The sequence below is a fragment of the Dichotomicrobium thermohalophilum genome (genome assembly GCF_003550175.1).
In the GTDB taxonomy this organism is placed as follows: Bacteria; Pseudomonadota; Alphaproteobacteria; order Rhizobiales; family Rhodomicrobiaceae; genus Dichotomicrobium; species Dichotomicrobium thermohalophilum.
Genome location: NZ_QXDF01000001.1, coordinates 1,804,665 through 1,829,837 on the forward strand (window position 1 = coordinate 1,804,665; position 25,173 = coordinate 1,829,837).

The 25,173-nt window shown below is 64.1% G+C and carries 30 protein-coding genes; 11 read left to right on the plus strand and 19 right to left on the minus strand.

Features of this window, described 5'->3' with window-relative positions:
- Window positions 1–6 precede the first annotated feature (6 nt).
- Window positions 7–810, plus strand: a complete 804-nt coding sequence (locus BXY53_RS08355) for an SDR family NAD(P)-dependent oxidoreductase (RefSeq protein ID WP_119061374.1) — start codon at window positions 7–9, stop codon at window positions 808–810.
- Here the strand turns inward: BXY53_RS08355 and hisG are convergent.
- From hisG to BXY53_RS08375, 4 genes are all read right to left on the minus strand, one after another.
- Window positions 785–1,537: an ATP phosphoribosyltransferase gene (hisG, locus tag BXY53_RS08360; RefSeq protein WP_210209174.1), complete on the minus strand. Its 753-nt coding sequence runs from the start codon at window positions 1,535–1,537 to the stop codon at window positions 785–787. The genes BXY53_RS08355 and hisG overlap by 26 nt on opposite strands.
- Window positions 1,534–2,706, minus strand: a complete 1,173-nt coding sequence (locus tag BXY53_RS08365; protein WP_119061375.1) for an ATP phosphoribosyltransferase regulatory subunit — start codon at window positions 2,704–2,706, stop codon at window positions 1,534–1,536. The genes hisG and BXY53_RS08365 overlap by 4 nt, the downstream gene beginning before the upstream one ends.
- On the minus strand, window positions 2,706–4,220 hold the full coding sequence (hisS, locus tag BXY53_RS08370; protein ID WP_119061376.1) for a histidine--tRNA ligase: 1,515 nt from the start codon (window positions 4,218–4,220) through the stop codon (window positions 2,706–2,708). The genes BXY53_RS08365 and hisS overlap by 1 nt, the downstream gene beginning before the upstream one ends.
- Window positions 4,221–4,393: 173 nt before the next feature.
- A complete protein-coding gene (locus BXY53_RS08375; protein WP_119061838.1) occupies window positions 4,394–4,576 on the minus strand; it encodes a YdcH family protein in 183 nt (60 codons plus the stop codon).
- 355 nt (window positions 4,577–4,931) lie between these two features.
- Between BXY53_RS08375 and BXY53_RS08380 the strand changes: the two genes are divergently transcribed.
- The 5 genes from BXY53_RS08380 to BXY53_RS08400 all read left to right on the plus strand — a co-directional run bounded on the left by BXY53_RS08380 (window position 4,932) and on the right by BXY53_RS08400 (window position 8,263).
- Window positions 4,932–5,141, plus strand: a complete 210-nt coding sequence (locus tag BXY53_RS08380) for a YdcH family protein (RefSeq protein ID WP_119061377.1) — start codon at window positions 4,932–4,934, stop codon at window positions 5,139–5,141.
- Between the two features lie 153 nt (window positions 5,142–5,294).
- Window positions 5,295–5,759, plus strand: coding sequence for a 5-(carboxyamino)imidazole ribonucleotide mutase (gene purE / locus BXY53_RS08385; protein WP_119061839.1), 465 nt, complete (start codon window positions 5,295–5,297; stop codon window positions 5,757–5,759).
- Entirely contained in the window at window positions 5,752–6,858 is a 1,107-nt protein-coding gene (locus BXY53_RS08390; protein ID WP_119061378.1) for a 5-(carboxyamino)imidazole ribonucleotide synthase, read from the plus strand. The genes purE and BXY53_RS08390 overlap by 8 nt, the downstream gene beginning before the upstream one ends.
- Window positions 6,859–6,883: 25 nt before the next feature.
- A complete protein-coding gene (gene rpsU, locus BXY53_RS08395) occupies window positions 6,884–7,231 on the plus strand; it encodes a 30S ribosomal protein S21 (protein WP_342634968.1) in 348 nt (115 codons plus the stop codon).
- A gap of 207 nt (window positions 7,232–7,438) precedes the next feature.
- Window positions 7,439–8,263, plus strand: a complete 825-nt coding sequence (locus BXY53_RS08400) for a tetratricopeptide repeat protein (protein ID WP_170144379.1) — start codon at window positions 7,439–7,441, stop codon at window positions 8,261–8,263.
- Window positions 8,264–8,289: 26 nt separating this feature from the next.
- Here the strand turns inward: BXY53_RS08400 and BXY53_RS08405 are convergent, their stop codons facing one another.
- The 7 genes from BXY53_RS08405 to BXY53_RS08435 all read right to left on the minus strand — a co-directional run bounded on the left by BXY53_RS08405 (window position 8,290) and on the right by BXY53_RS08435 (window position 14,759).
- The gene (locus BXY53_RS08405) at window positions 8,290–9,303 is read right to left on the minus strand and encodes a mechanosensitive ion channel family protein (RefSeq protein ID WP_119061381.1); all 1,014 of its coding nucleotides are present in this window, start codon (window positions 9,301–9,303) and stop codon (window positions 8,290–8,292) included.
- Between the two features lie 49 nt (window positions 9,304–9,352).
- A complete protein-coding gene (locus BXY53_RS08410) occupies window positions 9,353–10,744 on the minus strand; it encodes an NAD(P)(+) transhydrogenase (Re/Si-specific) subunit beta (RefSeq protein WP_119061382.1) in 1,392 nt (463 codons plus the stop codon).
- A gap of 21 nt (window positions 10,745–10,765) precedes the next feature.
- The gene (locus BXY53_RS08415) at window positions 10,766–11,155 is read right to left on the minus strand and encodes a proton-translocating transhydrogenase family protein (RefSeq protein WP_425359184.1); all 390 of its coding nucleotides are present in this window, start codon (window positions 11,153–11,155) and stop codon (window positions 10,766–10,768) included.
- A gap of 8 nt (window positions 11,156–11,163) precedes the next feature.
- A complete protein-coding gene (locus BXY53_RS08420; RefSeq protein ID WP_119061384.1) occupies window positions 11,164–12,303 on the minus strand; it encodes a Re/Si-specific NAD(P)(+) transhydrogenase subunit alpha in 1,140 nt (379 codons plus the stop codon).
- 104 nt (window positions 12,304–12,407) lie between these two features.
- Entirely contained in the window at window positions 12,408–12,518 is a 111-nt protein-coding gene (locus BXY53_RS08425) for an aa3-type cytochrome c oxidase subunit IV (RefSeq protein WP_245410394.1), read from the minus strand.
- A gap of 253 nt (window positions 12,519–12,771) precedes the next feature.
- Window positions 12,772–14,415 (minus strand): chaperonin GroEL, encoded by a 1,644-nt coding sequence (gene groL, locus BXY53_RS08430; RefSeq protein ID WP_119061386.1) that lies wholly within the window; start codon window positions 14,413–14,415, stop codon window positions 12,772–12,774.
- A gap of 53 nt (window positions 14,416–14,468) precedes the next feature.
- The gene (locus tag BXY53_RS08435; protein WP_119061387.1) at window positions 14,469–14,759 is read right to left on the minus strand and encodes a co-chaperone GroES; all 291 of its coding nucleotides are present in this window, start codon (window positions 14,757–14,759) and stop codon (window positions 14,469–14,471) included.
- A 297-nt stretch (window positions 14,760–15,056) separates the two neighbouring features.
- Here BXY53_RS08435 and BXY53_RS08440 point away from each other — a divergent pair, with 297 nt between their 5' ends.
- The 4 genes from BXY53_RS08440 to BXY53_RS08445 all read left to right on the plus strand — a co-directional run bounded on the left by BXY53_RS08440 (window position 15,057) and on the right by BXY53_RS08445 (window position 17,450).
- The gene (locus BXY53_RS08440) at window positions 15,057–16,259 is read left to right on the plus strand and encodes a pyridoxal phosphate-dependent aminotransferase (RefSeq protein WP_119061388.1); all 1,203 of its coding nucleotides are present in this window, start codon (window positions 15,057–15,059) and stop codon (window positions 16,257–16,259) included.
- A gap of 118 nt (window positions 16,260–16,377) precedes the next feature.
- Window positions 16,378–16,554, plus strand: a complete 177-nt coding sequence (locus BXY53_RS14110) for a hypothetical protein (protein WP_170144380.1) — start codon at window positions 16,378–16,380, stop codon at window positions 16,552–16,554.
- A gap of 40 nt (window positions 16,555–16,594) precedes the next feature.
- Entirely contained in the window at window positions 16,595–16,765 is a 171-nt protein-coding gene (locus BXY53_RS14115; RefSeq protein WP_170144381.1) for a hypothetical protein, read from the plus strand.
- Between the two features lie 265 nt (window positions 16,766–17,030).
- Window positions 17,031–17,450 carry a hypothetical protein gene (locus BXY53_RS08445; protein ID WP_119061389.1) on the plus strand — a complete coding sequence of 140 codons (420 nt, stop codon included), beginning with the start codon at window positions 17,031–17,033 and terminating at the stop codon, window positions 17,448–17,450.
- 57 nt (window positions 17,451–17,507) lie between these two features.
- Here the strand turns inward: BXY53_RS08445 and ndk are convergent, their stop codons facing one another.
- Window positions 17,508–17,930 carry a nucleoside-diphosphate kinase gene (gene ndk / locus BXY53_RS08450; RefSeq protein WP_119061390.1) on the minus strand — a complete coding sequence of 141 codons (423 nt, stop codon included), beginning with the start codon at window positions 17,928–17,930 and terminating at the stop codon, window positions 17,508–17,510.
- A gap of 139 nt (window positions 17,931–18,069) precedes the next feature.
- Here ndk and BXY53_RS08455 point away from each other — a divergent pair, with 139 nt between their 5' ends.
- Window positions 18,070–19,980 carry an ABC-F family ATP-binding cassette domain-containing protein gene (locus tag BXY53_RS08455; protein WP_119061840.1) on the plus strand — a complete coding sequence of 637 codons (1,911 nt, stop codon included), beginning with the start codon at window positions 18,070–18,072 and terminating at the stop codon, window positions 19,978–19,980.
- Here the strand turns inward: BXY53_RS08455 and BXY53_RS08460 are convergent.
- The 7 genes from BXY53_RS08460 to BXY53_RS08490 all read right to left on the minus strand — a co-directional run bounded on the left by BXY53_RS08460 (window position 19,964) and on the right by BXY53_RS08490 (window position 25,173).
- Window positions 19,964–20,248 carry an acylphosphatase gene (locus BXY53_RS08460; protein WP_119061391.1) on the minus strand — a complete coding sequence of 95 codons (285 nt, stop codon included), beginning with the start codon at window positions 20,246–20,248 and terminating at the stop codon, window positions 19,964–19,966. The genes BXY53_RS08455 and BXY53_RS08460 overlap by 17 nt on opposite strands.
- A gap of 16 nt (window positions 20,249–20,264) precedes the next feature.
- Window positions 20,265–20,759 carry a gamma-glutamylcyclotransferase family protein gene (locus BXY53_RS08465; protein ID WP_119061392.1) on the minus strand — a complete coding sequence of 165 codons (495 nt, stop codon included), beginning with the start codon at window positions 20,757–20,759 and terminating at the stop codon, window positions 20,265–20,267.
- An 18-nt stretch (window positions 20,760–20,777) separates the two neighbouring features.
- Window positions 20,778–21,413, minus strand: a complete 636-nt coding sequence (locus BXY53_RS08470) for a DUF805 domain-containing protein (RefSeq protein WP_119061393.1) — start codon at window positions 21,411–21,413, stop codon at window positions 20,778–20,780.
- Between the two features lie 59 nt (window positions 21,414–21,472).
- A complete protein-coding gene (locus BXY53_RS08475; protein ID WP_119061394.1) occupies window positions 21,473–23,491 on the minus strand; it encodes an acetyl-CoA carboxylase biotin carboxylase subunit in 2,019 nt (672 codons plus the stop codon).
- A gap of 92 nt (window positions 23,492–23,583) precedes the next feature.
- Complete coding sequence (locus tag BXY53_RS08480) at window positions 23,584–23,940, minus strand: c-type cytochrome (protein ID WP_119061395.1); 357 nt, start codon at window positions 23,938–23,940, stop codon at window positions 23,584–23,586.
- An 85-nt stretch (window positions 23,941–24,025) separates the two neighbouring features.
- A complete protein-coding gene (locus BXY53_RS08485) occupies window positions 24,026–24,727 on the minus strand; it encodes a class I SAM-dependent methyltransferase (RefSeq protein WP_119061396.1) in 702 nt (233 codons plus the stop codon).
- A complete protein-coding gene (locus BXY53_RS08490; RefSeq protein ID WP_119061397.1) occupies window positions 24,724–25,173 on the minus strand; it encodes a DNA polymerase III subunit chi in 450 nt (149 codons plus the stop codon). Before BXY53_RS08490 ends, BXY53_RS08485 begins: the two co-directional genes overlap by 4 nt.

Genomic DNA, 25,173 nt, shown 5'->3' on the forward strand with positions numbered 1-25,173 from the left:
CCTGCCATGAGCTTTGAGGGCAAGGTTGCGATCATCAGCGGTGCGGCGCGCGGCATCGGCCGGGCTTGCGCCAATCGCCTCGGGCACGTCGGCGCAAAAGTTGTGATCGCCGACGTCAATGAAAAGCTGGGCGAGGAGGTCGCCGACGGCCTCGGGGGCGGCGGGCACGATGCGCGGTTCATCCTCTGCAACGTCGCCGAGCGGCTCGACGTGCGCAACCTTATCGCGGAGACGCTGAACGCCTATGGCCGCATCGACATCCTCGTGAACAATGCCGCCGTCATGGACAGCGCTCCGTTTCTCGAGTTGCGCGAGGAGGAGTTGGACCGCGTTTTCGCCACCAACGTCAAGGGGGCGTTCCTGCTCGGCCAGGCCGTTGCCCGCCAGATGGTCACCCAGGTGCAGGCGGGCGAGCGTCCGGGCAGCATCATAAACATGAGCTCGGTGAACGATCATTTCGCCTTGCCCGACCATGTCGCCTACACGATGTCCAAGGGCGCGCTGTCGCAGCTCACCAAGGCGATGTCGCTGGCGCTCGCCCCGCATGGCATCCGCGTGAACGCCGTCGCGCCGGGCAGCATCATGACCGAGATGCTCAAGCCCACCGCCGGCGATCCGGAATCCGCGCGCAGGGTGCTGTCGCGCACGCCTTTGGGCCGCTTCGGCCACCCGGAAGAGATCGCGCAGATCGTGCAGTTTCTCGCCAGCGATGCGTCCAGCTACATCACTGGCGAGACCATTTATGCCGATGGCGGGCGCCGGCCGCTGAACTTCACGGTCGAGGTCAAGAACCCACCACGTCAGCGCTGAGCGGCGGGGCGATCCGGTCCTCGATCAGGGCGCGGGCAGCAAGGGCGTGTTCGCCCCAGGGGGCAACCTTCGAGGCAACGAGATTGGCCTCGGATTTCAGGATCACGCCGTCTTCCAGGATTTTCAGGTGATTGGCCTTCAGCGTCGCCCCGGTGGAGGTGATGTCGACGATCATCTCGGCGGTGCCGGCAGCGGGCGCGCCCTCGGTCGCGCCGAGGCTCTCCACGATGCGGTAACCGCTTACACCCCAGCTTGCGAAGAAGCGGCGCGTCAGCACCGGAAACTTGGTCGCCACACGGAGCCGCCGACCATGCACACGGTAGAACAGCGCGGCCATGTCCTCCAGATCGCCCATGCCCTGCACGTCGATCCAGCAGGCCGGCGCCGCGACCACAACATCCGCGCGGCCGAAGCCGAGCCCACGTACCAGTTCGACCCGCTCGTCCCAGCGCGGAATCTCCTCGCGGACCAGATCCTCGCCCGTTATGCCGAGATGCGCGCGGCCCGAGCCGAGATAATGCGCGATCTCCGAGGCTGACAGAAACAGCACGGCGATGTCGTCGCGGCCTCCCACCGCACCGCGATAGCCGCGCTCATGCCCGACCCGGTGCAGCGGCAGCCCTGCCTCCGCGAAAATCTCCAGGCTGCGCTCCATCAGCCGGCCTTTCGACGGTACGGCGAGGATCAGCTTGTCGGCCGCCGCGGCCTCTTCGGCAATCGCAGTCATTCCAATGTCCCCTGCACGGCGGCAAGCAGGCGCTCGGTATGAATCGCCGAGCCGACGGCCGGCACGTTCTGGGCTGCGCCTATCTCGGCCAGCAGACCGTCATAGCGCCCGCCGCCCGCGATATGGCCGCCACGGCCCACGCCCGGAATCTCGATCTGGAAGACGAAGCCGCTATAATATTCGAAGTGGCGGCCGAAATCTGCGGAGAATACCGCCTGCCCCACATCGATGCCCGCCCGCTGCATCAGCTCGCAGCGTCGGCGGTAGGCATCGAGCGCGCCCTTCATCCGCAGTCCAGCCTGGGTCAGCAAATCCTCAATCCGCGCCAGCGCCGCCCGCGCCGGCCCCGACACGGCCAGGTACGCTTCGATGAGCCGGGCATGGTCGCGCGGCAGCGGCGCCTCGCGGAGATCCGCCGCGCGCTCCAGAAGCCGCTCCGTGATCTCGCCAAGCGTCCGCGTCCCGATCAGCGCGATGTCATGCTCGGCCAGGTAGTCGCCGACCATGTTCTCCGCCGCCTCGCGGTCCCTCGGGTCAAGCCGTCGCGCCAGCTCATCCTCCGGCCGCCGCGACGCCGCCCCACCCTCGCAGAGCTGCTGGAGGGTGGCGGGAAAAGCCTTTGGCCGCCAGAAGCTGTGGATGAGCCTCAGGCGCCAGCGTTCGGGCAGGCCCAGCGTGTCCAGCAGCGCGCTGAACAGGCCCAGATCACCGATATGCAGCCGGAAGTCTTCCAGGCCAGCACGTGTCACGCCGTCATGCACCAGCGCGAGCACCTCGACCTCGGCCTTCTCGCGGTCCCCAGCGCCGAAATACTCGATGCCGGCCTGGCGGAATTCGCGTGGCAAAAGCGCGTTATCCGCAGGCTGATGGCGGAAGGCCGGGCCGTTGTAGCAGTAGCGCGCGGGGATGTCGGCGCCGGGGTGCCGCTCCATGTAAAGCCGCGCGACCGGGATGGTCAGGTCCGGGCGCAGGCAAAGCTCGGTCCCGTCGGCGTCGGTGAAGAGATAGGTGCGGCTCCGGATCGCCTCACCCACGCGGTCGAGAAAGATCGAAGCCGGCTGAATGATGGCTGGGGCGACACGCTCATAGCCGGACGCCTGAAACAGCTCCACAAGCTGATTGGCCTGGCGCTCGAGCGCGTCGAAGGCGCGGGCGGTTTCGGCGACCATCAGCGATACCTCGCCAGCACGCTCTGGACCGCCTCGATCATCTCGTCTTCCGGCACGCTGAACTGCGCCGGGCGGCCTTCGCGCCAGCTCACATTGTCCTCGATCTGCTCCGAAAGTTTCGCGCCCTCGATCAGGTCCTTGATCTGAACTTCGCCGCGCGCGCGCTCATCCTCGCCCTGAATGACGACGCAGGGCGCGGCGCGCTTGTCGGCATATTTCATCTGCGCCTTCATGCCGGCAGTGCCGACATACATCTCCGTGCGGATGCCGGCAGCGCGGAGCGATTGGGTCATACGGGCGTAGTCGGCGGTGCGGTCGTGGTCCATGACCAGCACGACAACCGGGCCGTGTTTCGCACCCGTCTCGATCTTGCCCAGCGCCTTGAGCGCGGCGTAGAGGCGCGAAACGCCGATGGAAAAGCCGGTCGCAGGGACTTCCGCGCCTTTGAAGCGCGAGACAAGGCCGTCATAGCGCCCGCCGCCGCCCACCGAGCCGAAGCGCACGGGCCGGCCGTCCTCATCCTCAACCTGGAATGTCAGCTCCGCCTCGAAGACGAGCCCTGTATAGTATTCCAATCCGCGCACCACCGACGGATCGAAGCGAATGCGGTCGGTACCGAAACCACAGCCCGCGACGAGTTGACGGATCCGGTCGATCTTTTCGATGCCTTCCAGAAACTCCGGCGTGTCCAGTCCCGGCCATTCGCGCTCCATCAGCGAGACCTGGTGCTTGACGAGCACGTCCCCCTCCGCCGCTTCCGTCTCGGCGGGAATGTCGGTGGTCATGAAATCCAGCAACAAGTTTGCGGAACGCTCCGGCAACTCGGCCCCGGGCGTGAAATCGCCGCTTTCATCCTTGCGGCCCGATCCGAGAAGCTGGCGCACGCCCTCAATCCCAAGTCGGTCGTACTTGTCGATGGCGCGCAATACGGTCAGCCGCTTCTCAGGCGGGATGTCCGCCGCGTCCATGACGCCGTCGAGTACCTTGCGGCTGTTCACGCGGATCACGTAATCGCCGCGCTTGATGCCAAGCGCCTCCATGGCGTCGGCCGCGAGCATGCACATCTCCGCATCCGCCGCGACGTTGTCCGTCCCGACCGTATCGGCGTCGAACTGCATGAACTGGCGGAAGCGCCCCGGCCCCGGCTTCTCGTTGCGCCAGACCGGCCCGAGCTGATACCGCCGGAACGGCTTGGGCAGCGCGTCGTAATTCTGCGCGACATAGCGCGCCAGCGGCGCCGTCAGGTCATAGCGCAGGCTGAGCCACTGCTCGTCTTCATCCTGAAACGAGAACACGCCCTCGTTCGGCCGGTCCTGATCCGGCAGGAACTTGCCCAGCGCGTCTGTGTATTCAAAGGCCGGCGTGTCCAGCGGCTCGAAGCCATAGCGCTCGTAAACGGCGCGGATTTTCTCCGTCATTTCTGCGACGGCGCGCAGCTCCGCAGCCTCGACATCCCGCATACCCTTCGGCAGGCGGGCCTTCGGGCGCAGCGCCTTCTTGGTCTTTTTGCTCATCCCTGAAGAACGAAAATATGGCCTCTGTTGCGCTCCTTCTAGCCCATCAGTGCCCAGGCGGCAACACGCGCAGGCAGCAGAAACAAAAAGCGCCGTGGAAGGCAGCGGCCCTCCCGGCGCTCGGTCTGCGCTTTGCCTCTCAGCGCGATTTTACGGTCTGCGTGACATCCGCATTAAGCCGCCGAGTTCTGGCTCATTCGCAGGCGCTCCATCTGGTCCTTGATACGCAGCTTTTCGCGCTTGAGCGCCGCGACCTTCAAATCGTCATGAGCGGCGTGCGCCAGTTCGGCTGCGATCTGTTTCTCGAGCTCGCGATGCTTGCTCGCCAGACCTTCCAGATGCGCTTCCAGAGCCATACCAGCCTCCATGGTTGCATTGCGAAATATTTCGCGAAACGTGCTGAGTATGACAGATAAATGACACGGTGTCCAACGCATGCGCGTCCGGATGGCATTGAATGCAACTTCAGGTTGATAGAGCGTTGCGCCTTGTTTGAGCGTGCCCGATCAACGCAGTGAAGGGAGACAGCGGGGGGAACCGCTGCCTCCCCGGTCCTATCGAGAGGGATGCTCGATAGCCACCAATGAAAAATGCGCTTCGCGCGTTTCCGTCAAGCAACTCACAAGGGCATCGCCGCCGCGCCGGCTTGCCTTCACGCGCTTGAATGGCGATACTTGCGGCGTTCCGGCGGCGGCGTGAGCGAGAGTAACGATGCACGGCAGCAAGGAGGAGCCTGATCTGCGGCAGCGCCTGAGTGAGCTGCAGCGTGAACATCGCCAGCTCGATGCCCGGATTGCCGAGATGGAAAACGCCGCAGCCGTCAATCAGATCGAAATAACGCGGATGAAGAAGCGCAAGCTCTGGCTCAAGGATGAGATCGCACGGATCGAGGACCAGATTTTTCCCGACATCATTGCCTGAAGACGTGTTTGCGGAACCTGTGGAAACTTCGGCCGCGTCTTGCACGCCGGGCTACCGGTCCTATACTTCCGCCTTTTCAATCCGGTTTGGGCCAGTCAACCGCCGCACCGCGAACTGGACGAGGACGTGAGCCAAGCTATCGTCGGCATAATCATGGGCAGCCAGTCGGATTGGGCCACCATGCGCGCGGCCGCCAATCTGCTGGACCAGTTCGCTGTTCCCTATGAGACCCGCATCGTGTCGGCCCATCGCACGCCGAACCGGCTTTATGATTATGCCCAGTCCGCTCGTGATCGTGGGCTGAAGGTTATCATCGCGGGTGCCGGCGGCGCAGCCCATCTGCCGGGTATGACGGCGGCCATGACGCCTCTCCCTGTGCTCGGCGTGCCCGTGAAAAGCGCGGCGCTGTCCGGGCAGGACAGCCTGCTTTCGATCGTGCAGATGCCCGCAGGCGTTGCGGTGGGAACGCTGGCGATCGGTGAGGCCGGCGCGACCAATGCCGGCCTGCTCGCCGTGCAGATCCTGGCAGTGGAGGATGGGGAACTAGCCGCAAAGCTGGACGAATGGCGCGCCCAGCGCAGCGCCGATGTCGCGCAAACACCGACGGACGATGACTGAAGCGCTCCAACCCGGCAGTGTGATCGGCATTCTTGGCGGGGGCCAGCTTGGCAAGATGCTGGCGCAAGCCGCGGCGAAGCTGGGCTTCCGCGCGCATGTGTTCGCGCCGGACGACGACGCGCCAGCCGCGCATGTCGCCGCGCATTACGTCAAGGCGGCTTACGAAGATGCCGAGGCGCTGACCGCGTTCGCGCGCGGGGTGGACGTGCTTACCTACGAATTCGAGAGCATCCCGGCCGACAGCCTCGCGGTGGTCGAGGACATCGTGCCACTGCGCCCCAATCGCCGGGCGCTCGCCGCCACGCAGGACCGCCTTCATGAGCGGGAATTGCTGGCCGCGGTTTACGCGCCCGTGCCGGATTGGGCGCGTGTCGACGGCGAAGCGCAGATCGAGGCAGCGTTTGATGCGCTTGGCGGGCCGGCAGGGCCGCAGGGGCTGTTCCTGAAAACTCGCCGGCAGGGCTACGACGGCAAAGGCCAGTTCCGCATATACAGCCGCGACGACCTGAACGAAGCGCGGCGCTGGCTTGGGGGACGCCCCGCGATCCTCGAACAGGGCATCGCCTTCGATTTCGAGTTTTCGGTCATCGCGGTGCGTGGCTTCGACGGCCCATGCGTCTTCTATGATCCGCCGCGCAACCAGCACGCCGAAGGGCGGCTGGCAGTGAGCCGCGTTCCCGCAGGGCTGAGCGACGCGGAGATCAAAACCGCGCGCGGCATCGTCGAATCGCTTTTGAGCGAGCTGGGCTATTACGGCGTGCTTGCCGTCGAGTTCTTCGCGGACCGCAGCGAAGGCCGCGTGCTCGTCAACGAGATGGCCCCGCGTGTCCATAACACCGGCCACTGGACGATCGAAGCCTGCGCCATCAGCCAGTTCGAGAACCATATCCGCGCCATCGCCGGCTGGCCGCTCGGGGCGACCGCGCGCCATAGCGATGCAGAGATGGTCAACATCATCGGGCCTGACATTCACGAGTGGGCGGCGCTTGTCGGTTACAACCCGGACCGCTCGCTGCATATTTATGGCAAGGCCCACGCCGCACCCGGCCGCAAGATGGGCCATTACGTCGATCTGCTGCCGCGCTCGCAGGAAACCTGATACCTGCGCGTCGGCAGAATTTCAGATGCAACCGCTGTTGCAGATAGACGCGGGACCATCTGCTTGCTATATAAGAAATAGCGTGCCGACTTTCGTCGGCGCGACGAATTTGTGTTTTCTGTCGAGCGAAGGGAAAGGAGGACACGTGCAAGTACAAGTCCGTGACAACAATGTCGATCAGGCACTCCGTGCTCTCAAGAAGAAGATGCAGCGCGAAGGCATCTTCCGTGAAATGAAGCTTCGCAACGCTTATGAAAAGCCCTCGGTGCGCCGCGCCCGCGAGAAAGCCGAAGCCATCCGCCGGGCCCGCAAACTGGCGCGCAAGCGTGCCCAGCGTGAGGGTCTGCTGCCTTCCAAGCGCAAGGGCCGCTAAACACACGCGCCCGCACCCTGGCTTTGTTTTGAGCAGCAAAAATCTCGGCAAACCGCGATCCGCGCCCCAGTACGGTTTGCCCTGCGCGAACGTAATTCAGCCCAAATCGCGTTCTAATCAGGACCAGGATGGTGAGCGGGGCCTGAGGCCTCGCAGGACTGTTGGCAAGGCGGGGCTTCTGGCTACATGCACGCAGCCGAGGGCAGAATGAGACTGGGCATCGCCGGCACGCTTGCGGCGAGCTTGGTGCTCGCGGGGTGTCAGACCAGCAATGTCGCCTCTCAACTCTCGCCCCGCGACCGGCAGGCCTACCAAGATCAGCAGCGGAATATCGCCTCGCTGACCAGAGTCGTGGAGGAAAACCCGCGCGACCCGGAAGCACTGAACATCCGGGGCACAGCCTACGGCCAGGTCGGCGAATACGAAAAGGCGATCGCCGACTTCACCGCTGCGATCCGTCTTGAGCCGCGTTTCCATCAGGCCTATGCGAACCGGGCTCTCGTCTATGCCAAGATGGGCAAGCTGCGGGAGGCCCTGTCCGACTACGACCAGGCGATCTCCATAGAACCGGAATACGCCATCGCCTACAGCGGGCGTGCCCAGGTATTCCGCAAGGCGGAGAAGTATGAAGCGGCGCTTGCCGATTATAGCCGTGCGCTTGAACTCGCTGGCAGCGACCCGGCAATGCATTTCAACCGCGGGCTGGTCTATCAGAAGCTGGCGCAACACCAGAACGCGATCGCGGACTTTGACGAGGCCATCAGCTTCAAGCCGGACGAAATCGAGCCCTATTACGCGCGCGGCGTGAGCCAATTGGCGCTGTCGAATTACGCCGATGCCTACAAGGATCTGTACAAGGCCGCTGTTGCCCGAAAAGACTCGGTGAAGGCCTGGACGCTGGCTGGCAGGGCCGCCGAAGGCGCGGGGGACAAGAAGCGCGCCGCGTCCGCCTACCGACGCGCGCTGCGACTGAAGTCGGATTACAAACCGGCTTACGACGGCCTGCAGCGGGTGCGCTCCGAAGAAGCCTGAATCACAGCGCTTTAACGCCCCTGCTTTTAACCTGATTTGCCTGTGGGCTTCCGACGGCTCGCGCTTCCCTTGGCCGCCGACGCGCTGTCTGCGCTCGCCGTCTTGGTCGGCGGTGCGCTTTCCGTCGACTTCGCAGGCGCCTTGCGCGTGGTACGCTTGGGCGCGGCCGATGCGCTCTCGGCAAGCTGAATGCGGTCCTCGCCATCGGCGCTGATAATGACATGCCGATGCGGGTAAGGAATGGTGATCCGCGCCTCATCAAGCGCATACTTGATCGCCCGCGTCATGTCGAAGTGCACCGGCCAGAACTCATCGTTCCGCGTCCAGGCGCGGATCTGCAAGTTGACCGAGCTGTCGCCGTAGCTTGAGACCAGAACCTGCGGCGGGTCCGGCTCCTGCAGGATCCGCTCGTCCGCATTGACCATCTCCCTGAGGACTTCGCTGGCCCGGTCGATGTCATCGTCATAGGAAATCCCGGCATCCAGGACGAGCCGCCGATGCGGGTTGCGGCTGTAGTTGACGATGGTATCGGCCCAGATCTTCGAGTTGGGAACGGCGATGAACATCCCCTCGAAGTCCTTGAGCTTGGTCATGAAGAGGCCGATCTCCTCACACGCGCCGCTCTTGCCCGCCGCATCGATCCAGTCACCGACCTGAAACGGGCGCAGGATCAGCAGCATCAACCCCGCAGCGACATTTTGGAGCGTGCCCTGCAGCGCAAGTCCGATCGCCAGGCCCGCCGCACCAATCACAGCGATGAGGCTGGCCGTCTGCACGCCGAATTGCGCAAGCACCAGCACCGCCGTAAAGGCCAGGATAGTATAGCGCAGGGCCTGCCCCAGCACGGGGATCAGCGTGGCATCGAACTTCTTGGCCTCGCGCAGCCGGCTTTCCAGCGCGCGCGACGCCCAGCCGGCCACGATGTACCCGGCGATCAGGATGATGATCGCGGAGATCAAGCTGATCCCGAAGGCCGTACCCTGCTGGATCAACTCGCTGGCCAGCGCGGAGAGCTGGTTCGCATCGGTCAGCGTTTCCACGGCGCGCCCTTTCGTGCTGTCGATGTCGGTCGGCGGCGCCGGGTGAGCGCTAGAGCGCCTTGGCGATCTCTTCGGTCATCTTCTTGGCGTCGCCCAGCACCATCAACGTATTGTCGCGATAGAACAGCGGGTTGTCGATACCTGCATAGCCAGAGGCGAGCGAACGCTTGTTGAAAATGACCGTATTCGCCTTCCACACTTGCAATACCGGCATGCCGTAAATTGGCGATGAAGGATCGTCTTCGGCAGCCGGGTTGGTCACGTCGTTTGCGCCGATGACATAGACAACGTCAGCTTGCGAGAACTCGTTATTAATGTCCTCAAGCTCGAAAACCTCGTCATACGGTACATTCGCCTCGGCCAGCAGCACGTTCATGTGCCCAGGCATCCGGCCGGCGACCGGGTGAATGGCGTAGGCGACGTCGACCCCTTCTGCCTTGAGCGAGTCGGCCAGTTCGCGTAACGCGTGCTGCGCCTGAGCCACGGCCATGCCGTAGCCGGGCACGATAATGACTTTCGCCGCGTTCTTCATCAAGAAGGCCGCATCCTCGGCCGAGCCGCGCTTGATGGTCCGTTCCACGCCCTCCTCCGCCGCGGCCGCCGCCTCGCCCCCGAAGCCGCCCAGGATAACCGAGATGAAGGAGCGGTTCATGCCCTTGCACATGATGTAGGACAGGATCGCGCCGGAAGAACCGACAAGCGCGCCCGTGATGATCAGCGCGACATTGCTGAGCGTGAAGCCAATCCCCGCGGCCGCCCAGCCGGAATACGAGTTCAGCATCGACACCACCACGGGCATGTCCGCGCCGCCGATCGGAATGATGAGCAGCACGCCAATCGCGAAGGCGAGCAGCGTCAGGGCCCAGAACGCCAGATGCGACTCTGACACGGAAAACGCGATGATCAGCAGAACGATGATTGCGCCGATCGCGATATTGACCAGGTGCCGGGCCGGCAGAAGGATCGGCGCTCCGGACATGCGCCCATCAAGCTTGAGAAAGGCAATGACCGAGCCCGTGAAGGTGATGGCGCCGATCGCCGCGCCGATCGACATTTCGATCAGCGAGACGGTGAAGATGTTCCCCGGCGTGCCAATGCCGAAGGCTTCCGGCGCGTTCAGCGCGGCCGCCGCCACGAACACGGCCGCCAGACCAACGAGGCTGTGAAACGCCGCCACGAGCTGCGGCATCGCCGTCATCGGGATACGACTGGCGATATAGGCGCCGATGGCGCCCCCGACGCCAATCCCCAGAATGATCAGCAGGAATTTCGCGGCATCCGGAACCGCCACGGCCAGCGTCGTGAGCACGGCGATCGTCATGCCGGCCATGCCCATGTAATTGCCGCGCCGCGACGTCTCCGGGTGCGACAGCCCCCGCAGCGTCAGAATGAACAGAACGCCGGCGCCCAGATAGAGCAGCGCGACCAGATCAGCAGGCATGAGTGTTCCCCCCGCGCCGCGTTATTGCTTCTCTTTCTTCTTGTACATGCCCAGCATCCGCTGGGTGACGAGAAAGCCGCCGAAAATGTTGACCGACGCCATGACCAGCGCCAGGAAACCAAACACGGTTGCCCAGCCTGCGCCTTCGACCGCCGCCTCGACGCCGACGGACAGCAAGGCACCGACCACGATCACCGACGAGACCGCATTCGTCACCGACATGAGCGGCGTATGCAGCGCCGGCGTGACGCTCCAGACCACGTAGTAGCCAACGAAGATCGCCAGAACAAAGATAGCAAACAGATAGATGAACGGGTCGATCCCAGCACCCGCCCCGGCGGCCGCCTGCGCCGGCGTCGCCAAAAGCGCGAAGGCCGCGGCCAGGACCAGCGCGGCAGAAAGCCTCGGCATGATCTGCTTCATTCCTTCTCTCCCGTAAGGACCGGGTGGATCACTGCACCGTCCCGCGTCAGGGCCGTCCCCTGGATGATTTCGTCGTCCCAGTCGACCTTGATGGCGCCGGATTCGCTGTCGATCATCAGTTCGGTGAAAGCGTAGAGGTTGCGCGCGTACAGGCTGGAGGCATCGCCCGGCACCTTGCCCGGAATGTTCACGGGGCCCATGATGCGGATGCCCTCATGCACGATATCCTCGCCGGCCCGCGTCAGTTCGCAGTTGCCGCCGCGCTCGGCCGCCATATCGAGGATGATGGCGCCAGGCTTCATGGTCTTGACCATGTCCGCGGAAATCAGCCGAGGGGCCGGGCGGCCCGGGATCAGCGCCGTGGTGATGACGATGTCCTGCGACTTGATATGCTCGGCGATCAGTTCGTTCTGCTTGCGCTTGTATTCGTCGGACATTTCCTTGGCGTAGCCGCCGGCCGTCTCCGCCTCGCGGAATTCCTCGTCCTCCACGGCAATAAACTTCGCACCGAGCGACTTCACCTGCTCTTTCACCGCCGGGCGCACGTCCGTGGCGCTGACAACGCCGCCAAGACGGCGCGCCGTGGCGATCGCCTGCAGACCCGCGACGCCCGCGCCCATGACGAAGACCTTGGCCGGCGGCACGGTGCCGGCCGCCGTCATCATCATCGGCATGGCACGACCGAACGCAGCCGCAGCATCGACGACGGCCTTGTACCCGGCGAGGTTCGACTGCGAGGACAGCACGTCCATCGACTGCGCACGGGTCACGCGGGGCATCAGTTCCATGGCGAAGGCGAGCACGCCCTGCTGGGCAAGCGCGTCGATGGTACCGCGCGGGCCATAAGGTTCCAGCATCGCGGCCACTACCGCACCGTTTTTCATGGCCTTGATCTGCGCATCAGTCGGCGGCCCCACCTTGAGCACCAGATCAGCGCCCTCAAGCGCAGCCTCGGCTGAGTCGGCGAGCTCCGCACCGGCATTCTCGTACTCGTGGTCGGGGAAATATGAGCGGGCGCCTGCGCCCTTCTCAATGACGACCTGGCAGCCAAGCTTGACGTACTTTTTCGCCGTCTCGGGGCTCAACGCGACCCGGGGCTCCATCTCTTCTTCAGCCGGAACGGCGATCCTTACCATTCTTAGCTCCGATCATGCTGGTGCCAAACATGGGCGAAACAGCCACCGCCCGGCCAGGCGCGCGCGAGGCCAGAATGCCCGGGATGCCTTGGGCGTCCGGCGTGTCAAACCAGGAAAATCGCCATCAGGATGAGAATGACGGCGACGATCACCGTGCCCCACTGGGCCAGGGTTATGAAGAGTTTGTAGGTCCGCTCGTGTTCTTGATAGTCCATGTTATTGCCATGTTTTTCACGATCCGGGTTGTCCATATCAGCCCCTCGCCGCTGGCGAAACCCAAAAAATCGTTGCGACTATACCAAAGCCGCCCACCGGAGCAACCTTAACGCGCCGCTTTTTGAAAACATTTGCAGCAAATCAGTGGCATCCTGTCGCACCCGTCTTTGCACAGAAGAAGAGCCGCCCCGGGGAGCGGCTCTTCCCATTCGCCTTGACGGCGACGGCTGCGCCTCTCGGGGCGCAAGCGGCTTACATCATGCCGCCCATGCCGCCCATGCCGGCCATGTCTCCGGCACCAGCGCCGCCCTTTTCTTCCTTCGGCGCTTCGGCAACGCCAGCTTCCGTCGTGATCATCAGGCCGGCAACCGAGGCCGCGTCCTGAAGCGCGGTGCGCACGACCTTGGCCGGGTCGATCACGCCGGCTTCGACGAGGTCCACGTACTCATCGAGCTGGGCGTTGTAGCCCCAGGCCGGATCGTTCTTCTCCAGCACCTTGCCGACGACGATCGAGCCTTCCACGCCGGCGTTCTCGGCGATCTGCCGGATCGGCTCCTGCAGGGCGCGCCGTACAATCTTGATGCCGGCCTCTTGGTCGGCGTTATCGCCCTCGACCGTGATCGCATTGACCGCGCGCAGCAGCGCCACACCGCCACCGGCGACGATGCCTTCTTCGACCGCAGCGCGGGTTGCGTTCAGCGCGTCGTCCACGCGGTCCTTGCGCTCCTTCACTTCCATCTCGGAGGCGCCGCCGACGCGGATGACCGCAACACCGCCAGCCAGCTTGGCCAGACGCTCCTGCAGCTTCTCGCGGTCATAGTCCGAAGTCGTCTCCTCGATCTGCGCGCGGATCTGCTGGACGCGGGCGTCAATGTCGGCCTTGGCGCCGGCACCGTCGACGATCGTGGTGTCGTCCTTGGTGATGGAGACGCGCTTGGCCCGCCCGAGCATGTCGATGTTGACGTTCTCGAGCTTGATGCCGAGCTCCTCGGAGACGACCTGGCCGCCGGTCAGAACCGCGATGTCCTGAAGCATGGCCTTCCGGCGATCACCGAAGCCGGGCGCCTTCACCGCCGCGACCTTCAGGCCGCCGCGCAGCTTGTTGACCACCAGCGTGGCCAGCGCCTCACCCTCGACATCCTCGGCGATGATCAGAAGCGGCTTGCCCGACTGTACGACCGACTCCAGCACGGGCAGCATCGCCTGCAGGTTGGTCAGCTTCTTCTCGTGGATCAGGATGTACGGATCATCGAGTTCGCAGACCATCTTGTCGGAGTTCGTGATGAAGTACGGCGAGAGATAGCCGCGGTCGAACTCCATGCCCTCGACGACTTCCAGTTCGGTCTCCAGGCTCTTGGCCTCTTCCACGGTGATGACGCCGTCGTTGCCGACCTTCTCCATGGCCTCGGCGATCATGTCACCGATCTCCTTCTCCCCGTTCGCGGAGATCGTACCGATCTGAGCGACCTCGGAGCTGGAGGAGACGTCGCGGGCGTCATTGCGGATCGAGTCAATGACCTGCGTCACGGCCTTGTCGATACCGCGCTTGAGGTCCATCGGGTTCATGCCTGCAGCCACGGCCTTCAGGCCTTCGCGCATAATTGCCTGGGCGAGCACGGTCGCGGTCGTGGTGCCGTCACCGGCGGCATCGTTGGTCTTCGAGGCGACCTCGCGCACCATCTGCGCGCCCATGTTCTCGAACTTGTCCTCAAGCTCGATCTCCTTGGCGACCGTCACGCCGTCCTTCGTGGAGCGCGGGGCGCCGAAGGATTTTTCGATGATGACGTTGCGGCCTTTCGGACCAAGGGTGACCTTCACCGCGTTGGCCAGCTTGTCGACGCCGTGCATCATGCGCTCGCGGGCGTCGGTCGAAAAACGGATATCTTTAGCGGTCATGGTTGTATTCCTTACTTGTCACGTGTTGGCTCACGATCAGGTGGCTAACGGCTTCAGCCTTCGAGCACGCCCAGCAGATCGGACTCCTTCATGATGAGGACTTCTTCACCGTCGATCTTGACCTCGGTGCCGGACCACTTGCCAAACAGCACCTTGTCACCCACCTGAACGCCCATCGGGATGAGTTCATTGTCATCGCCGCGCGCGCCAGGGCCGACAGCGATCACTTCGCCCTGCTGGGGCTTTTCGGCTGCGGTATCGGGGATGATGATGCCGCCAGCGGTCTTTTGCTCCTCCTCGACGCGCTTGACGGCCACGCGATCATGGAGTGGACGAAATTTCATCTTTGTTCTCCGTGGTTTGTGCTCCTGAGTGCCGGGCACGGTGCGATCGCGTGCGTCCGGCCATGAGTCTTTCGGTGAGACTTTGTTAGCACTCTCTGATGGTGAGTGCTAATACGCCCATCGGAATATGTCCGTGCTCCCCGCTTGTCAATAGATATCCGCCGACTTTCCCCCTCGTATCGGGGCTGTCCCGGTGGAAATTCACTTGCCTTGCGCGGCCTGCCTGCCTAGCCTCGCCGCAAAGCGCCGGCCACGGCGCGATGCCAGCCACATTTCTCAGTCAAGGGAGGTTGAAAGATGGGCTTTCTGTCCGACTCGCTGGCGCGCGTGAAACCCTCGCCCACGATCGCCGTGACGCAGAAGGCGCGGGATCTGGCAGCCGCGGGCCATGACGTAATCGGGCTCGGCGCGGGCGAGCCGGACTTCGACACGCCCGACAACATCAAGCAGGCCGCCATCAAGGCCATCGAGCGCGGCGAGACGAAATACACCGCCGTTGACGGCATTCCCGAGCTGAAACAGGCCATCTGCGACAAGTTCAAGCGCGAGAATGATCTGACCTACCAGCCATCGCAGGTGCTGGTTGCGCCGGGTGGCAAGGCGGTCATCTATAACGCGCTGATGGCCACGCTCAATCCGGGCGACGAGGTCATCATTCCTGCGCCCTACTGGGTCTCTTATCCCGACATGGCCCTGCTCGCGGGCGGAACGCCGAAGATCGTGCCCACCACCCTGGAGGACCGGTTCAAGCTCACGCCGCAGGCATTGGAAGCCGCGATCACGCCCAGTACCAAGTGGCTCATCTTCAACTCGCCATCAAACCCGACAGGCGCCGGCTACACCTATGACGAACTGAAGGCGCTTACCGACGTCCTGCTGCGCCACAGTCATGTATGGGTGCTGACCGACGACATGTACGAGCACCTCGCCTATGACGACTTCAGGTTCGTCACCCCGGCCCAGGTCGAACCGCAGCTTCACGAGCGCACGCTGACGATGAACGGCGTGTCCAAGGCCTATGCGATGACCGGCTGGCGCATCGGCTATTGCGGGGGGCCGGAAGAGCTGATCGGCGCGATGCGCAAACTCCAGTCGCAGTCCACCTCGAACCCGGCCTCGATCAGCCAGTGGGCCGCGGTGGAGGCGCTGAACGGTCCGCAGGACTTCATCGCCGAACGCGCGCAGGTCTTCAAGGAGCGCCGCGACCTCGTCGTCTCGATGCTCAATCAGGCGCCCGACCTCGACTGCCCGACACCAGAAGGCGCGTTCTACGTCTATCCCTCCTGCGCCGGCTGCATGAACAAGACGACGCCCAAGGGCAAGACGCTGCACTCCGATGAGGATTTCGTCACGGCGCTCCTGGAGGACGAAGGCGTGGCCGTCGTTCACGGCGAGGCGTTCGGTCTGTCGCCCTTCTTCCGCATCTCATATGCGACCTCGACCGAGGCGTTAAAGGAAGCCTGCCAGCGCATCCAGCGCTTCTGCGCCAGCCTCTCCTGAGCAGCACGGCGGCCACGATTGCAATCCGGCGCAGCGGTTGGAGGCGATCCTGCTTGCCAGCCGCCGCTGTTTTCGTCTATCTGCATCGACGTCGGGTGTTAACGGGGGAGTAACACAGATGATGCTGTCGCCGCCGACCAAGCTGACCTTCCGCCTGTCGCTGCTGATTGCCATTCTGGCGCTGGTCGTGCAGTTCGTGCCGCAGGTGGCCACCTACGTCCCGGTGCCGGGCTTCTACATCGCGCTGGCCGCCTTCCTGCTGCTAGCGCTTGGCAATGTCCTCAGAGGCATTTGATCCCCCGGCAAGCTGAACCCACGCCTTGAGGGAGAGCGGGATGCGACTTTACCGGCCGCGGCTCAGCGTGTTTCTGATGTCCGTCACTCTGGCCGGTCTCGGCGTGGCGGGCGTGGTGCACTACATCCCGTTCGTCACCGACGTGTCCTTCTGGCTGCTGTTGGCCGGCTATATCGTCCTGATGATGGGTGTGCTTGCCGACGGGATTTGAGTCGCGGCCGATTCGCCGCACGGGGCCTCGGCCTGTGCATAAGCTGTGGGAATGCCGACCGGCCCGTGTGAACCCCCTGATTTTCGGGCTGGAATACGCCCCGACAACCTGAATTTGCACCCCATCTCCTGTTGCGTGTGCAACACAGAAACACAATCTCGCCCGGATTCTTCGTTCTTTAACAGGCGCTTAAGAGTTCACGGGAGAAACTTGCATCCGCCGCGGCCTGGAGCCATGTTTGAGCGTAGCAGCGGGAGTAAGACCTATGCGCAAAATTCCATTGACAATCCTTGCAGGCGCAGCCGGCCTCGTTCTCTGGTCTGGCGCTGCCTCTGCCTTCAGCGAAGTCGACAGCACGCCATCGGTGCCCGGAACGGCAGTGACCGAAGCACCGGCCGAACTCAAGGCCGCGCCCGGCACGCCGGTGCAGGATGAGCTTCCCGCGCTGCGCATGATTGACCCGACCTCGGCCAGCCCGTCGAATGCGGAGGGCACACCGGTCAATATCCCCGGCATCGGCTATATCGGAACGCTGCCGAAGTTCGACTTTGGCCTCGAATTGCTCTACGGCGCGCCGGAAGAGCCCAAATTCGACATGAAGGACGTCCCTACGACACCCGATGCCACAGGCGAGGCAAAGGAAGACGACGTGATCATCCGCGGCACGCTCAAGCACCGCTTCTAAGGCGTCAGCACATTAACGGGGAAAGATGCACGCACGCGGCGCGCGCGCAACTCCCACCTAACCGACGATCTCACTCTCGTCGAAGCACAGGGCAATTTCCTTCTGCGCGTTCTCCGGGCTGTCGGAACCATGCACGGAATTGCGCTCGATGTTCTCGCCGAATTCCGCACGGATCGTGCCCGGCCCCGCTTCGGCGGGATTGGTGGCGCCCATGATCTCCCGGTTTCTGGCCACGGCATCCTCGCCTTCGAGCACTTGCAATACGATAGGCCCCGAGGTCATGAAGGTGACGAGGTCGTTGTAGAACGGCCGGTCCTTGTGCACTTCGTAAAACTTCTCTGCCTGCTCCCGCGACCAGCGCACGCGCTTCTGCGCAACGACGCGCAGGCCGCCCTCTTCCAGCATCGCGATGATCTTGCCGGTGATGTTGCGTTCGGTTGCGTCGGGCTTGATAATCGAAAGCGTCCGCTCGGTGGCCATACTTTGAATCCCTCATATTTCCGAATGTGATCTCGGGGCTGCTTATATCCGCCGCGCCCGCGTTGGACAAGGCCGCCGGCGTCGCATCGAGCAAACAAAAGCCTTGCATTCGCCGGGCGCGTCTCAAACCTTCACAGCCATGTTGCACATCAATGATCTCACCTACCGCATTGAGGGCCGACCGCTGTTCGAGGGGGCGACCGCGGCGATCCCTAGTGGGCACAAGGTCGGCCTCGTCGGCCGCAACGGAGCTGGCAAATCCACGCTCCTGCGTCTGATCACCGGCGAGATCGCGCCGGATGAAGGCAGCATCTCGATCCCGAAGAATGCGCGCATCGGCCAGGTCGCCCAGGAAGCGCCCGGCGGCCCGGAGAACCTGCTGGATACCGTGCTCGCGGCAGACACCGAGCGCACGCGCCTGCTCGCCGAGGCCGAGACGGCGACCAACCCGGAGCGGATCAGCGAGATCCATCTGCGGCTCAACGACATCGACGCCCACGCCGCCCCGGCGCGCGCCGCGACCATCCTCGCCGGCCTCGGGTTCGACGAGACGGCGCAAGCGCAGCCCTGCTCTGCCTTTTCGGGCGGCTGGCGGATGCGCGTGGCGCTCGCCTCGGTGCTGTTCGCCGCGCCGGACCTGCTGCTGCTCGACGAGCCCACCAACTATCTCGACCTCGAAGGGGTGATGTGGCTGGAAAATTTCCTGCGCAGCTACCCCCACACGGTCATCGTCGTCAGCCACGACCGCGACATCCTGAACAGTTCGATGGATGCGATCCTGCACCTCGAAAACCGCAAGCTGACGCTCTATTCCGGCGGCTACGACAAGTTCGAGGAGACCCGGCGCGAACAGCAGCGGCTTCAGCTCAAGCTGAAGAAGAAGCAGGACGAGATGCGCCGGCACATGGAAGCCTTTGTCGAGCGCTTTCGCGCAAAGGCCACCAAGGCCCGGCAGGCCCAGAGCCGGCTCAAGGCGCTCGCAAAAATGCAGCCGATCGCCGCGGCGGTAGAGGAACAGGTCACGCCGTTCCGCTTCCCCTCCCCCGCGCGCCCGCTCGGCAACCCGCTGATCCGCATTGAGAACGCCGCTGTCGGCTACGACCCTGACAAGCCGGTGCTGCGCGAGTTGAACCTGCGGCTCGATGTCGACGACCGCATCGCGCTTTTGGGCGCCAATGGCAACGGCAAGAGCACGCTCGCCAAGCTGCTGGCGGGGCGGTTGGAGCCGACGGTGGGGCACCGACGCGCATCGAAGAAGCTGGAGACCGGCTTCTTCGCCCAGCATCAGATGGATGACCTCGACCCGGCGAAATCGCCCTACGACTACATTGCCACGCTGATGGACGACGCCACCGAGGCGCAAAAGCGCGCCAAGCTCGGCCAGCTCGGCTTCGGCGCGGACAAGGCGGACACGAAATGCGCGAACCTTTCCGGCGGGGAGAAGGCCCGGCTATTGATGGCACTCGCTGCGTTCGGCGCGCCCCACCTGCTGATCCTCGACGAGCCAACCAACCATCTGGACGTTGACAGCCGCGAGGCGCTGATCCAGGGGCTGAACGACTACGAAGGCGCGGTCATCCTCATCAGCCACGACCGGCACCTGATCGAGGCCTGCGCCGACCGGCTCTGGCTGGTGGCGGATGGCACGGCACAACCTTATGATGGCGACATCGCCAGCTATCGCGCGCAGGTCACCGGGCCACGCCCCACCGCCCCCGCGTCCGACCGCGCATCAGCAACCAACAGCCGCCGGAGCCGGGAGGAGGATCGCCGCGCCGCCGCCGCGCGCCGCGCCGAACTCGCCCCGCTGAAGAAAGCGATCAAACAGCACGAAGAGCGGATGGAGACGCTCCAGGCCAAGCTCGCCAAACTGGATGAAAAGCTGGCTGATCCCGCGCTCTACGACGAAACGCCGGACAAGGCGCGCGACTTTGCACGCTTGCGCGGGGAGCTGGCCAAGGAACTGGAACAGGCGGAGGAGGACTGGCTCGCCGCCTCGGAAGAATATGAGACTGCGGCCACGATGGATGCGGCTACATCGTCGGCTTGACGCTGAAACCCTCTGGCACCTCGCCGCCTTCCGCCAGGATGTGCACATCATCGACGATCGCTGCGCGCGGCCCGGAGCGGCATCGCTGGATCATCGCGTCGACATCCCGCTGCGCACCGGCGAACAGCGCTTCGACCGCGCCGTCCCGCATATTACGCACCCAGCCCGAGAGCCCGAGCTCAGCCGCCTGCCGGCGCGTCCAGGCGCGAAAGCCGACGCCCTGCACGTCGCCGGTGATCCGCACATGCACGGTCCGTTGTTCAGCCATCAGCGCCTCTTTTTCGTTAGCGGGGAAAGCGCACCGGCCGCCGCCGCCCGATGTATTGCCGGCCCGGCCCTTGCGCGCCAAGCGGGCGGCGCGGCAACCAGCTCTCCAAATACGCGATATAGCCGCTGGGCAGCCCGAATTGCCGCGCGCCGGGGATGACGGCGCTCAAAAGGTAATTCGGCCGCGCGACACCCGGCATGTGCCGACTGCCCGTATAGACGAACGCGCCGGCTTCACCCTCCTCCTGCGCAATGATGAGCCGGCGACGGAAATAGTTGCGCCAGCGGACACCTTCATAGACATCCAACGCCTGAATGTGGCCGGGGTTGCACCACCACAGCACACCGTAGACAGCCTGATCCGCGTCCGGCCAGATCGACGCCGCGCCGCGCTTGTTGATGAGAAAGCGCCAGCCGTCGAGCCGCGCCGGTCCGATCGCGCGCGCGCCCGGGCAGCGCGCAGCCATCACGCGCGGATGCATGTTGGAGCCATAGGCGAAATACAGAATCATGTCCGAATGGGCTGGAGCCTAGATTCCCAGCATCTGCTTCTTCTTGCGGTCGAACTCGTCTTGCGAGATCTCGCCTTCGTCGCGCTGCCGATGCAACTCGCGAAACGCGTCGCTGAAGCTCTCGACGCGCCCGCCCTGCCCGCCGGCCGACGGCGCGGCGTCGTCTTGGCTCACGCTCATATCGGCTGACCTACCTTCGACGCGCGGGTCAGGACCGAACCTGTTATCGCCCGCCTGACCAGGTACGGCGCCAAGATAGATGATTGGCCCGAAAGTGAGCACCAGCCCCAACAGGGTTAGCACCATCCCCTCCAGCCCACCACTTTGCGGCGCGGCATTCGAGATCGCGCTGCCCGCGGTCGACACGAGGTACAGCGGCACGATCCACCAGCCCGACACGCCCAGATCATGCAGCCGTTTGACAGAGGTCGCCAGCGAGATCCAGGTCGCCACGGCAAACGCGGCCACCATGATCATGACCGCCGGAATATTCGCACCGTCCGCTGGCGGCCCCCCGCCTGGCCCCGTGGGTGTCACCAAACCAGCGAAAAAGCCGCCCACCACCACGACGATAAGCTGAACGAGAAAGGCCATCCACCAGCGGCCACGGCCGATGCGCCCATGAAACGTAAAGAGCCAGTTGGCGGACGTCACCTCACCCTCGCTTTCCTGAAGCCGGCAACCAAGCCGCCAGTCTGACGGCAATCGGCCTGCTATTCAAACTCCATGATCACGTCGTCGACCGCGAGGCTGTCACCGGGCTGGACATTGACTTTCGCAACTACCGTGTCGCGCTCTGCCCGCAGGATGTTCTCCATCTTCATCGCCTCGACCGCGCAGAGCCGCTCGCCGGCCTTGACCTCCTGGCCTTCGGTCACATCGATTGACACGACCAGTCCGGGCATCGGGCACAACAGCATCTTGGAGGTGTCGGGCGCCTCCCGCACCGGCATCAGCGCGGCCAGTTCCGCCTCCCGCTCTGTGAAAACGTAGGACGGCAGCCGGATGCCGCGATATGTCAATTCATAACCATTGAGCAAGGGGCGAAGTTGCACCGCGACGGCGCTGCCGTCGATCTCGCCCTGCCAGACCGGATTGCCGGGCCACCAGTCTGACGTGACTTCGACCGTGCGCCGGACCACGCCGGCAGCATCCAGCACGTCGATCACGGCATGCCCATCCTCGTGCTTGCGCACCGCCAGCTTCTCGCTCACCCCACCAATATCGGCGACGCGCACCGGCGCGAACTGCACGTCGCGCCCGCTCATCTGCCCGGATATCTGGCGGCGGCGGCGGTTGCTCAGGTCGTCGATGAACACCGCGGCGATGGCCAGCGTCTCGCGCTCATCGGCATCCGGTTCACGCGGCGCGAAGCCGTCCGGGTACTCTTCGGCGATGAAGCCGGTCGAAAGATCGCCTGCGCGCCATTTCTCGTTCTGCATGATGGCGCTGAGGAACGGCACGTTATGCTCGATTCCGTCGATGAAGAAGTTGTCCAGCGCCCAGGCCATATGGTCGATCGCGGCAAGACGGTCGGGCCCGTGCGTGCACAGCTTGGCGATCATCGGATCGTAGAACATCGAGATTTCGCCGCCTTCCTCGACGCCCGTGTCAACGCGGATGGTGCGGCCCTGCCGCTCGCCCACCTCCGGTTCCCGGTAATGGACCAGCCGCCCGATAGAGGGCAGGAAATTGCGGTTCGGGTCTTCCGCATAGATGCGACTCTCGACAGCCCAGCCGTTCAGCCGGATCTCACCCTGTGTCAGAGGGAGTGGCTCGCCCGCGGCCACGCGGATCATCTGCTCCACGATGTCGATGCCGGTGACCAGCTCCGTCACCGGATGCTCGACCTGCAGGCGCGTATTCATCTCCAGGAAGTAGAAGTTCCGGTCCGGGTCGACGATGAACTCGACCGTGCCGGCGCTGACATAATCCACCGCGCGGGCCAGCGCCACGGCCTGTGCGCCCATCTTCTCGCGCGTGCCCGGGTCCAGGAAGGGGCTGGGCGCCTCCTCGACGACTTTTTGATTACGCCGCTGGATGGAACATTCGCGCTCGCCAAGATGAATGACGTTGCCGTGGCCGTCGGCCAGCACCTGAATCTCGATATGGCGGGGGCGCTCGACGAACTTCTCGATGAATACGCGGTCGTCGCCGAAGCTCGATTTCGCCTCCGACATGGACGAGACGAATCCTTCCGCTACCTCTTCGGCGCTGCGGCATACGCGCATCCCCTTGCCGCCGCCACCGGCGGAGGCCTTGATGATCACCGGAAAGCCGATATCGGCTGCGATGCGCCCGGCCTCGTCCGGGTCGTCGATCACTGCCATAACGCCCGGCACCGTATTCACGCCCGCCTCGGCGGCAAACTTCTTCGACTCGATCTTGTCGCCCATCACCTCGATGGCCTTGATGTTCGGGCCGATGAAGGTGATGCCTGCGTCCTGCAACGCGCGGGCAAAGGCGGGGTTCTCCGACAGGAAGCCGAAACCGGGATGGATTGCCTGCGCCCCGGTGTCCTTCGCCGCCTTAATGATCTTTTCGATGTCAAGATAGGATTCGGCGGCCGGCGCCGGGCCGAGATGCACTGCCTCATCTGCCATATCCACGTGCACGGCATCGTTATCCGCATCGGAATATACCGCGACCGTCTTGATCCCCATACGGCGCGCAGTCTTGATGACGCGGCAAGCGATCTCGCCGCGGTTGGCGATGAGGATTTTGTCGAACATGCAGGCGGTCTCCTGAAACAGGATCGGCTTCTTATCGGCGTGGTGTTTTTAGCCCGCGCCCCGCGCGCGGTAAACCATGTGTGCGAGAAACGTCAGTCAGCGGCTTCCTCTTTCGCCTCCTCCTCGCGCAGACTCATGATGTAGGCGGATATATCGGCCAGCTCGTCACGCGTGAACTGGATCGTCGGCATCGCGGGATGCGGCGACAGCACATAGGCCTCGATCTTCTCGCGGGTCATGCCGGAGCGATTCGCAACCGCGGGGAAGCCGGGCACGTCGGCCAGCACCGTGCCAGTGTCATCCGGGGCGACCTGATGGCAGTTGACGCACAGTTTCTGGGCAAGCCGCTCGCCATTGGCGACGTCGAGCTTTTCCAGCGGTTGCGCCGAAGCGGATGCGGCGGCGAACAGCATCAGGGCAACTGACAGGCACACGCTCAAGGCTGGCATTTATCACTCCCATCTGGCCGGTCTTTATTGGCCAGACGATAACGGGGTGAAGCGGTGTGCGCCAGCCCGCAATTCACCTCGGGCGCTAATCAGGCTTGCGATAGAGCGCGCGGAAATGGGGCGAGCCGCCGCCTTCGGCATCCAGATACTCGAAGCTCACCATTTCCAGCGTGCCGGCCAGCACGTCCAGTTCGTGGCGCTGCAGAGGCCATGGCGGTGTCTCGCCCTCCGGCGGACCGTCCGTCGCCTTGGTAATGACAAGGAGGTGGCCGCCGGGTTTCAAGAAGTCCGGCAACCGCGCGATTGCTGGCGCACGCATCGACTGGCGCAGCGCCTGCAGCGTGTACACCTCGCAAACAAGATCGAACGCATCGCGCCAGGCCGCCGGCGGGGGATCCATAAGGTTGTGTACGGCCCATTCGATATTCGGGTGCGGAAAGCGTTTTGCGGCCCATTCCACCGCCTCACCCGAGATGTCGAAGGCCGTAACGCGGAAACCGGCTTCAGCCAATGCGTTCGCGTTGTCCCCCAGCCCCGCGCCGACATCGAGCACGCACCCACGCGGCGCATCCCGAGGCAGTGCGGCCAGCCATTCGGCCAGCTCAGGGCGCACCTTCTGGTGGCCCCAGGGGACCATCGCGGGGTCACCATCAGCGCCGCGATAGACAGCGTCGAACCAGCCGAGCGGTCTCCCGGCGCTCTCGCACTCCGCGCGGAGCTGGTCGGCCACTGCCTTTCCATGCGCGCGCCGCGTCTCGAAATTCTCCGGCTGTTCGGCTTCGCTCACGCCTTCTTCTCCCACTTTCCGGTTTCGGTCTGCTGCCAGTAGGTCACATCATGGCCCGCCGCCTTCGCTGATTTCCAGCTTTGCCGGGCCGCGGCCACCGCGCTCTCGTCGCCGCCGTCAAACAGCAAAACCACGCGTGTATACTGGCTGGCATCGGGCAGCGCGGCCCCCTCGACGACGAAGCGCACCTGCGCGCTGTTCGGGTTCGTCGTGTCCGGCGTCAACACGATGGGATTCCGCGGCGCCTCCCGTTCGCTCGCCAGCCCGTGCGGGAGGAAAGAGTCCTCGCGATACGTCCATAGATGGCCGTCGAGCGCCTCGGCATACTCTTGCGAAGCCGTCTGCACGACCGCGCGCCAGCCCCGCTCCAAGGTCTTTTCAAGCAGCACAGGGAGCACGCGTTCCAGCGGTTGACGCTCCAGATGATAGAACAACACCTCCGCCAT

Bases quoted from the DNA above. Each gene is read 5' to 3' on its own strand.
- BXY53_RS08425 (WP_245410394.1), bottom strand. From the start codon at position 12,518: ATGGACTATCAAGAACACGAGCGGACCTACAAACTCTTCATAACCCTG.
- hisG (WP_210209174.1), bottom strand. From the start codon at position 1,537: ATGACTGCGATTGCCGAAGAGGCCGCGGCGGCCGACAAGCTGATCCTC.
- BXY53_RS14110 (WP_170144380.1), top strand. From the start codon at position 16,378: ATGATGCTGTCGCCGCCGACCAAGCTGACCTTCCGCCTGTCGCTGCTG.
- BXY53_RS08410 (WP_119061382.1), bottom strand. From the start codon at position 10,744: ATGCCTGCTGATCTGGTCGCGCTGCTCTATCTGGGCGCCGGCGTTCTG.
- BXY53_RS08415 (WP_425359184.1), bottom strand. From the start codon at position 11,155: ATGCCGAGGCTTTCTGCCGCGCTGGTCCTGGCCGCGGCCTTCGCGCTT.
- ndk (WP_119061390.1), bottom strand. From the start codon at position 17,930: ATGGCCACCGAGCGGACGCTTTCGATTATCAAGCCCGACGCAACCGAA.
- BXY53_RS08435 (WP_119061387.1), bottom strand. From the start codon at position 14,759: ATGAAATTTCGTCCACTCCATGATCGCGTGGCCGTCAAGCGCGTCGAG.
- BXY53_RS08480 (WP_119061395.1), bottom strand. From the start codon at position 23,940: ATGCCAGCCTTGAGCGTGTGCCTGTCAGTTGCCCTGATGCTGTTCGCC.
- hisS (WP_119061376.1), bottom strand. From the start codon at position 4,220: ATGAGCAAAAAGACCAAGAAGGCGCTGCGCCCGAAGGCCCGCCTGCCG.
- BXY53_RS08390 (WP_119061378.1), top strand. From the start codon at position 5,752: ATGACTGAAGCGCTCCAACCCGGCAGTGTGATCGGCATTCTTGGCGGG.
- BXY53_RS08460 (WP_119061391.1), bottom strand. From the start codon at position 20,248: ATGGCTGAACAACGGACCGTGCATGTGCGGATCACCGGCGACGTGCAG.
- BXY53_RS08465 (WP_119061392.1), bottom strand. From the start codon at position 20,759: ATGATTCTGTATTTCGCCTATGGCTCCAACATGCATCCGCGCGTGATG.
- groL (WP_119061386.1), bottom strand. From the start codon at position 14,415: ATGACCGCTAAAGATATCCGTTTTTCGACCGACGCCCGCGAGCGCATG.
- BXY53_RS08375 (WP_119061838.1), bottom strand. From the start codon at position 4,576: ATGGCTCTGGAAGCGCATCTGGAAGGTCTGGCGAGCAAGCATCGCGAG.
- purE (WP_119061839.1), top strand. From the start codon at position 5,295: ATGGGCAGCCAGTCGGATTGGGCCACCATGCGCGCGGCCGCCAATCTG.
- BXY53_RS08490 (WP_119061397.1), bottom strand. From the start codon at position 25,173: ATGGCGGAGGTGTTGTTCTATCATCTGGAGCGTCAACCGCTGGAACGC.
- BXY53_RS08400 (WP_170144379.1), top strand. From the start codon at position 7,439: ATGAGACTGGGCATCGCCGGCACGCTTGCGGCGAGCTTGGTGCTCGCG.
- BXY53_RS08380 (WP_119061377.1), top strand. From the start codon at position 4,932: ATGCACGGCAGCAAGGAGGAGCCTGATCTGCGGCAGCGCCTGAGTGAG.
- BXY53_RS08365 (WP_119061375.1), bottom strand. From the start codon at position 2,706: ATGGTCGCCGAAACCGCCCGCGCCTTCGACGCGCTCGAGCGCCAGGCC.
- BXY53_RS08475 (WP_119061394.1), bottom strand. From the start codon at position 23,491: ATGTTCGACAAAATCCTCATCGCCAACCGCGGCGAGATCGCTTGCCGC.
- rpsU (WP_342634968.1), top strand. From the start codon at position 6,884: ATGCAACCGCTGTTGCAGATAGACGCGGGACCATCTGCTTGCTATATA.
- BXY53_RS08355 (WP_119061374.1), top strand. From the start codon at position 7: ATGAGCTTTGAGGGCAAGGTTGCGATCATCAGCGGTGCGGCGCGCGGC.
- BXY53_RS08420 (WP_119061384.1), bottom strand. From the start codon at position 12,303: ATGGTAAGGATCGCCGTTCCGGCTGAAGAAGAGATGGAGCCCCGGGTC.
- BXY53_RS08445 (WP_119061389.1), top strand. From the start codon at position 17,031: ATGCGCAAAATTCCATTGACAATCCTTGCAGGCGCAGCCGGCCTCGTT.
- BXY53_RS08440 (WP_119061388.1), top strand. From the start codon at position 15,057: ATGGGCTTTCTGTCCGACTCGCTGGCGCGCGTGAAACCCTCGCCCACG.
- BXY53_RS14115 (WP_170144381.1), top strand. From the start codon at position 16,595: ATGCGACTTTACCGGCCGCGGCTCAGCGTGTTTCTGATGTCCGTCACT.
- BXY53_RS08455 (WP_119061840.1), top strand. From the start codon at position 18,070: ATGTTGCACATCAATGATCTCACCTACCGCATTGAGGGCCGACCGCTG.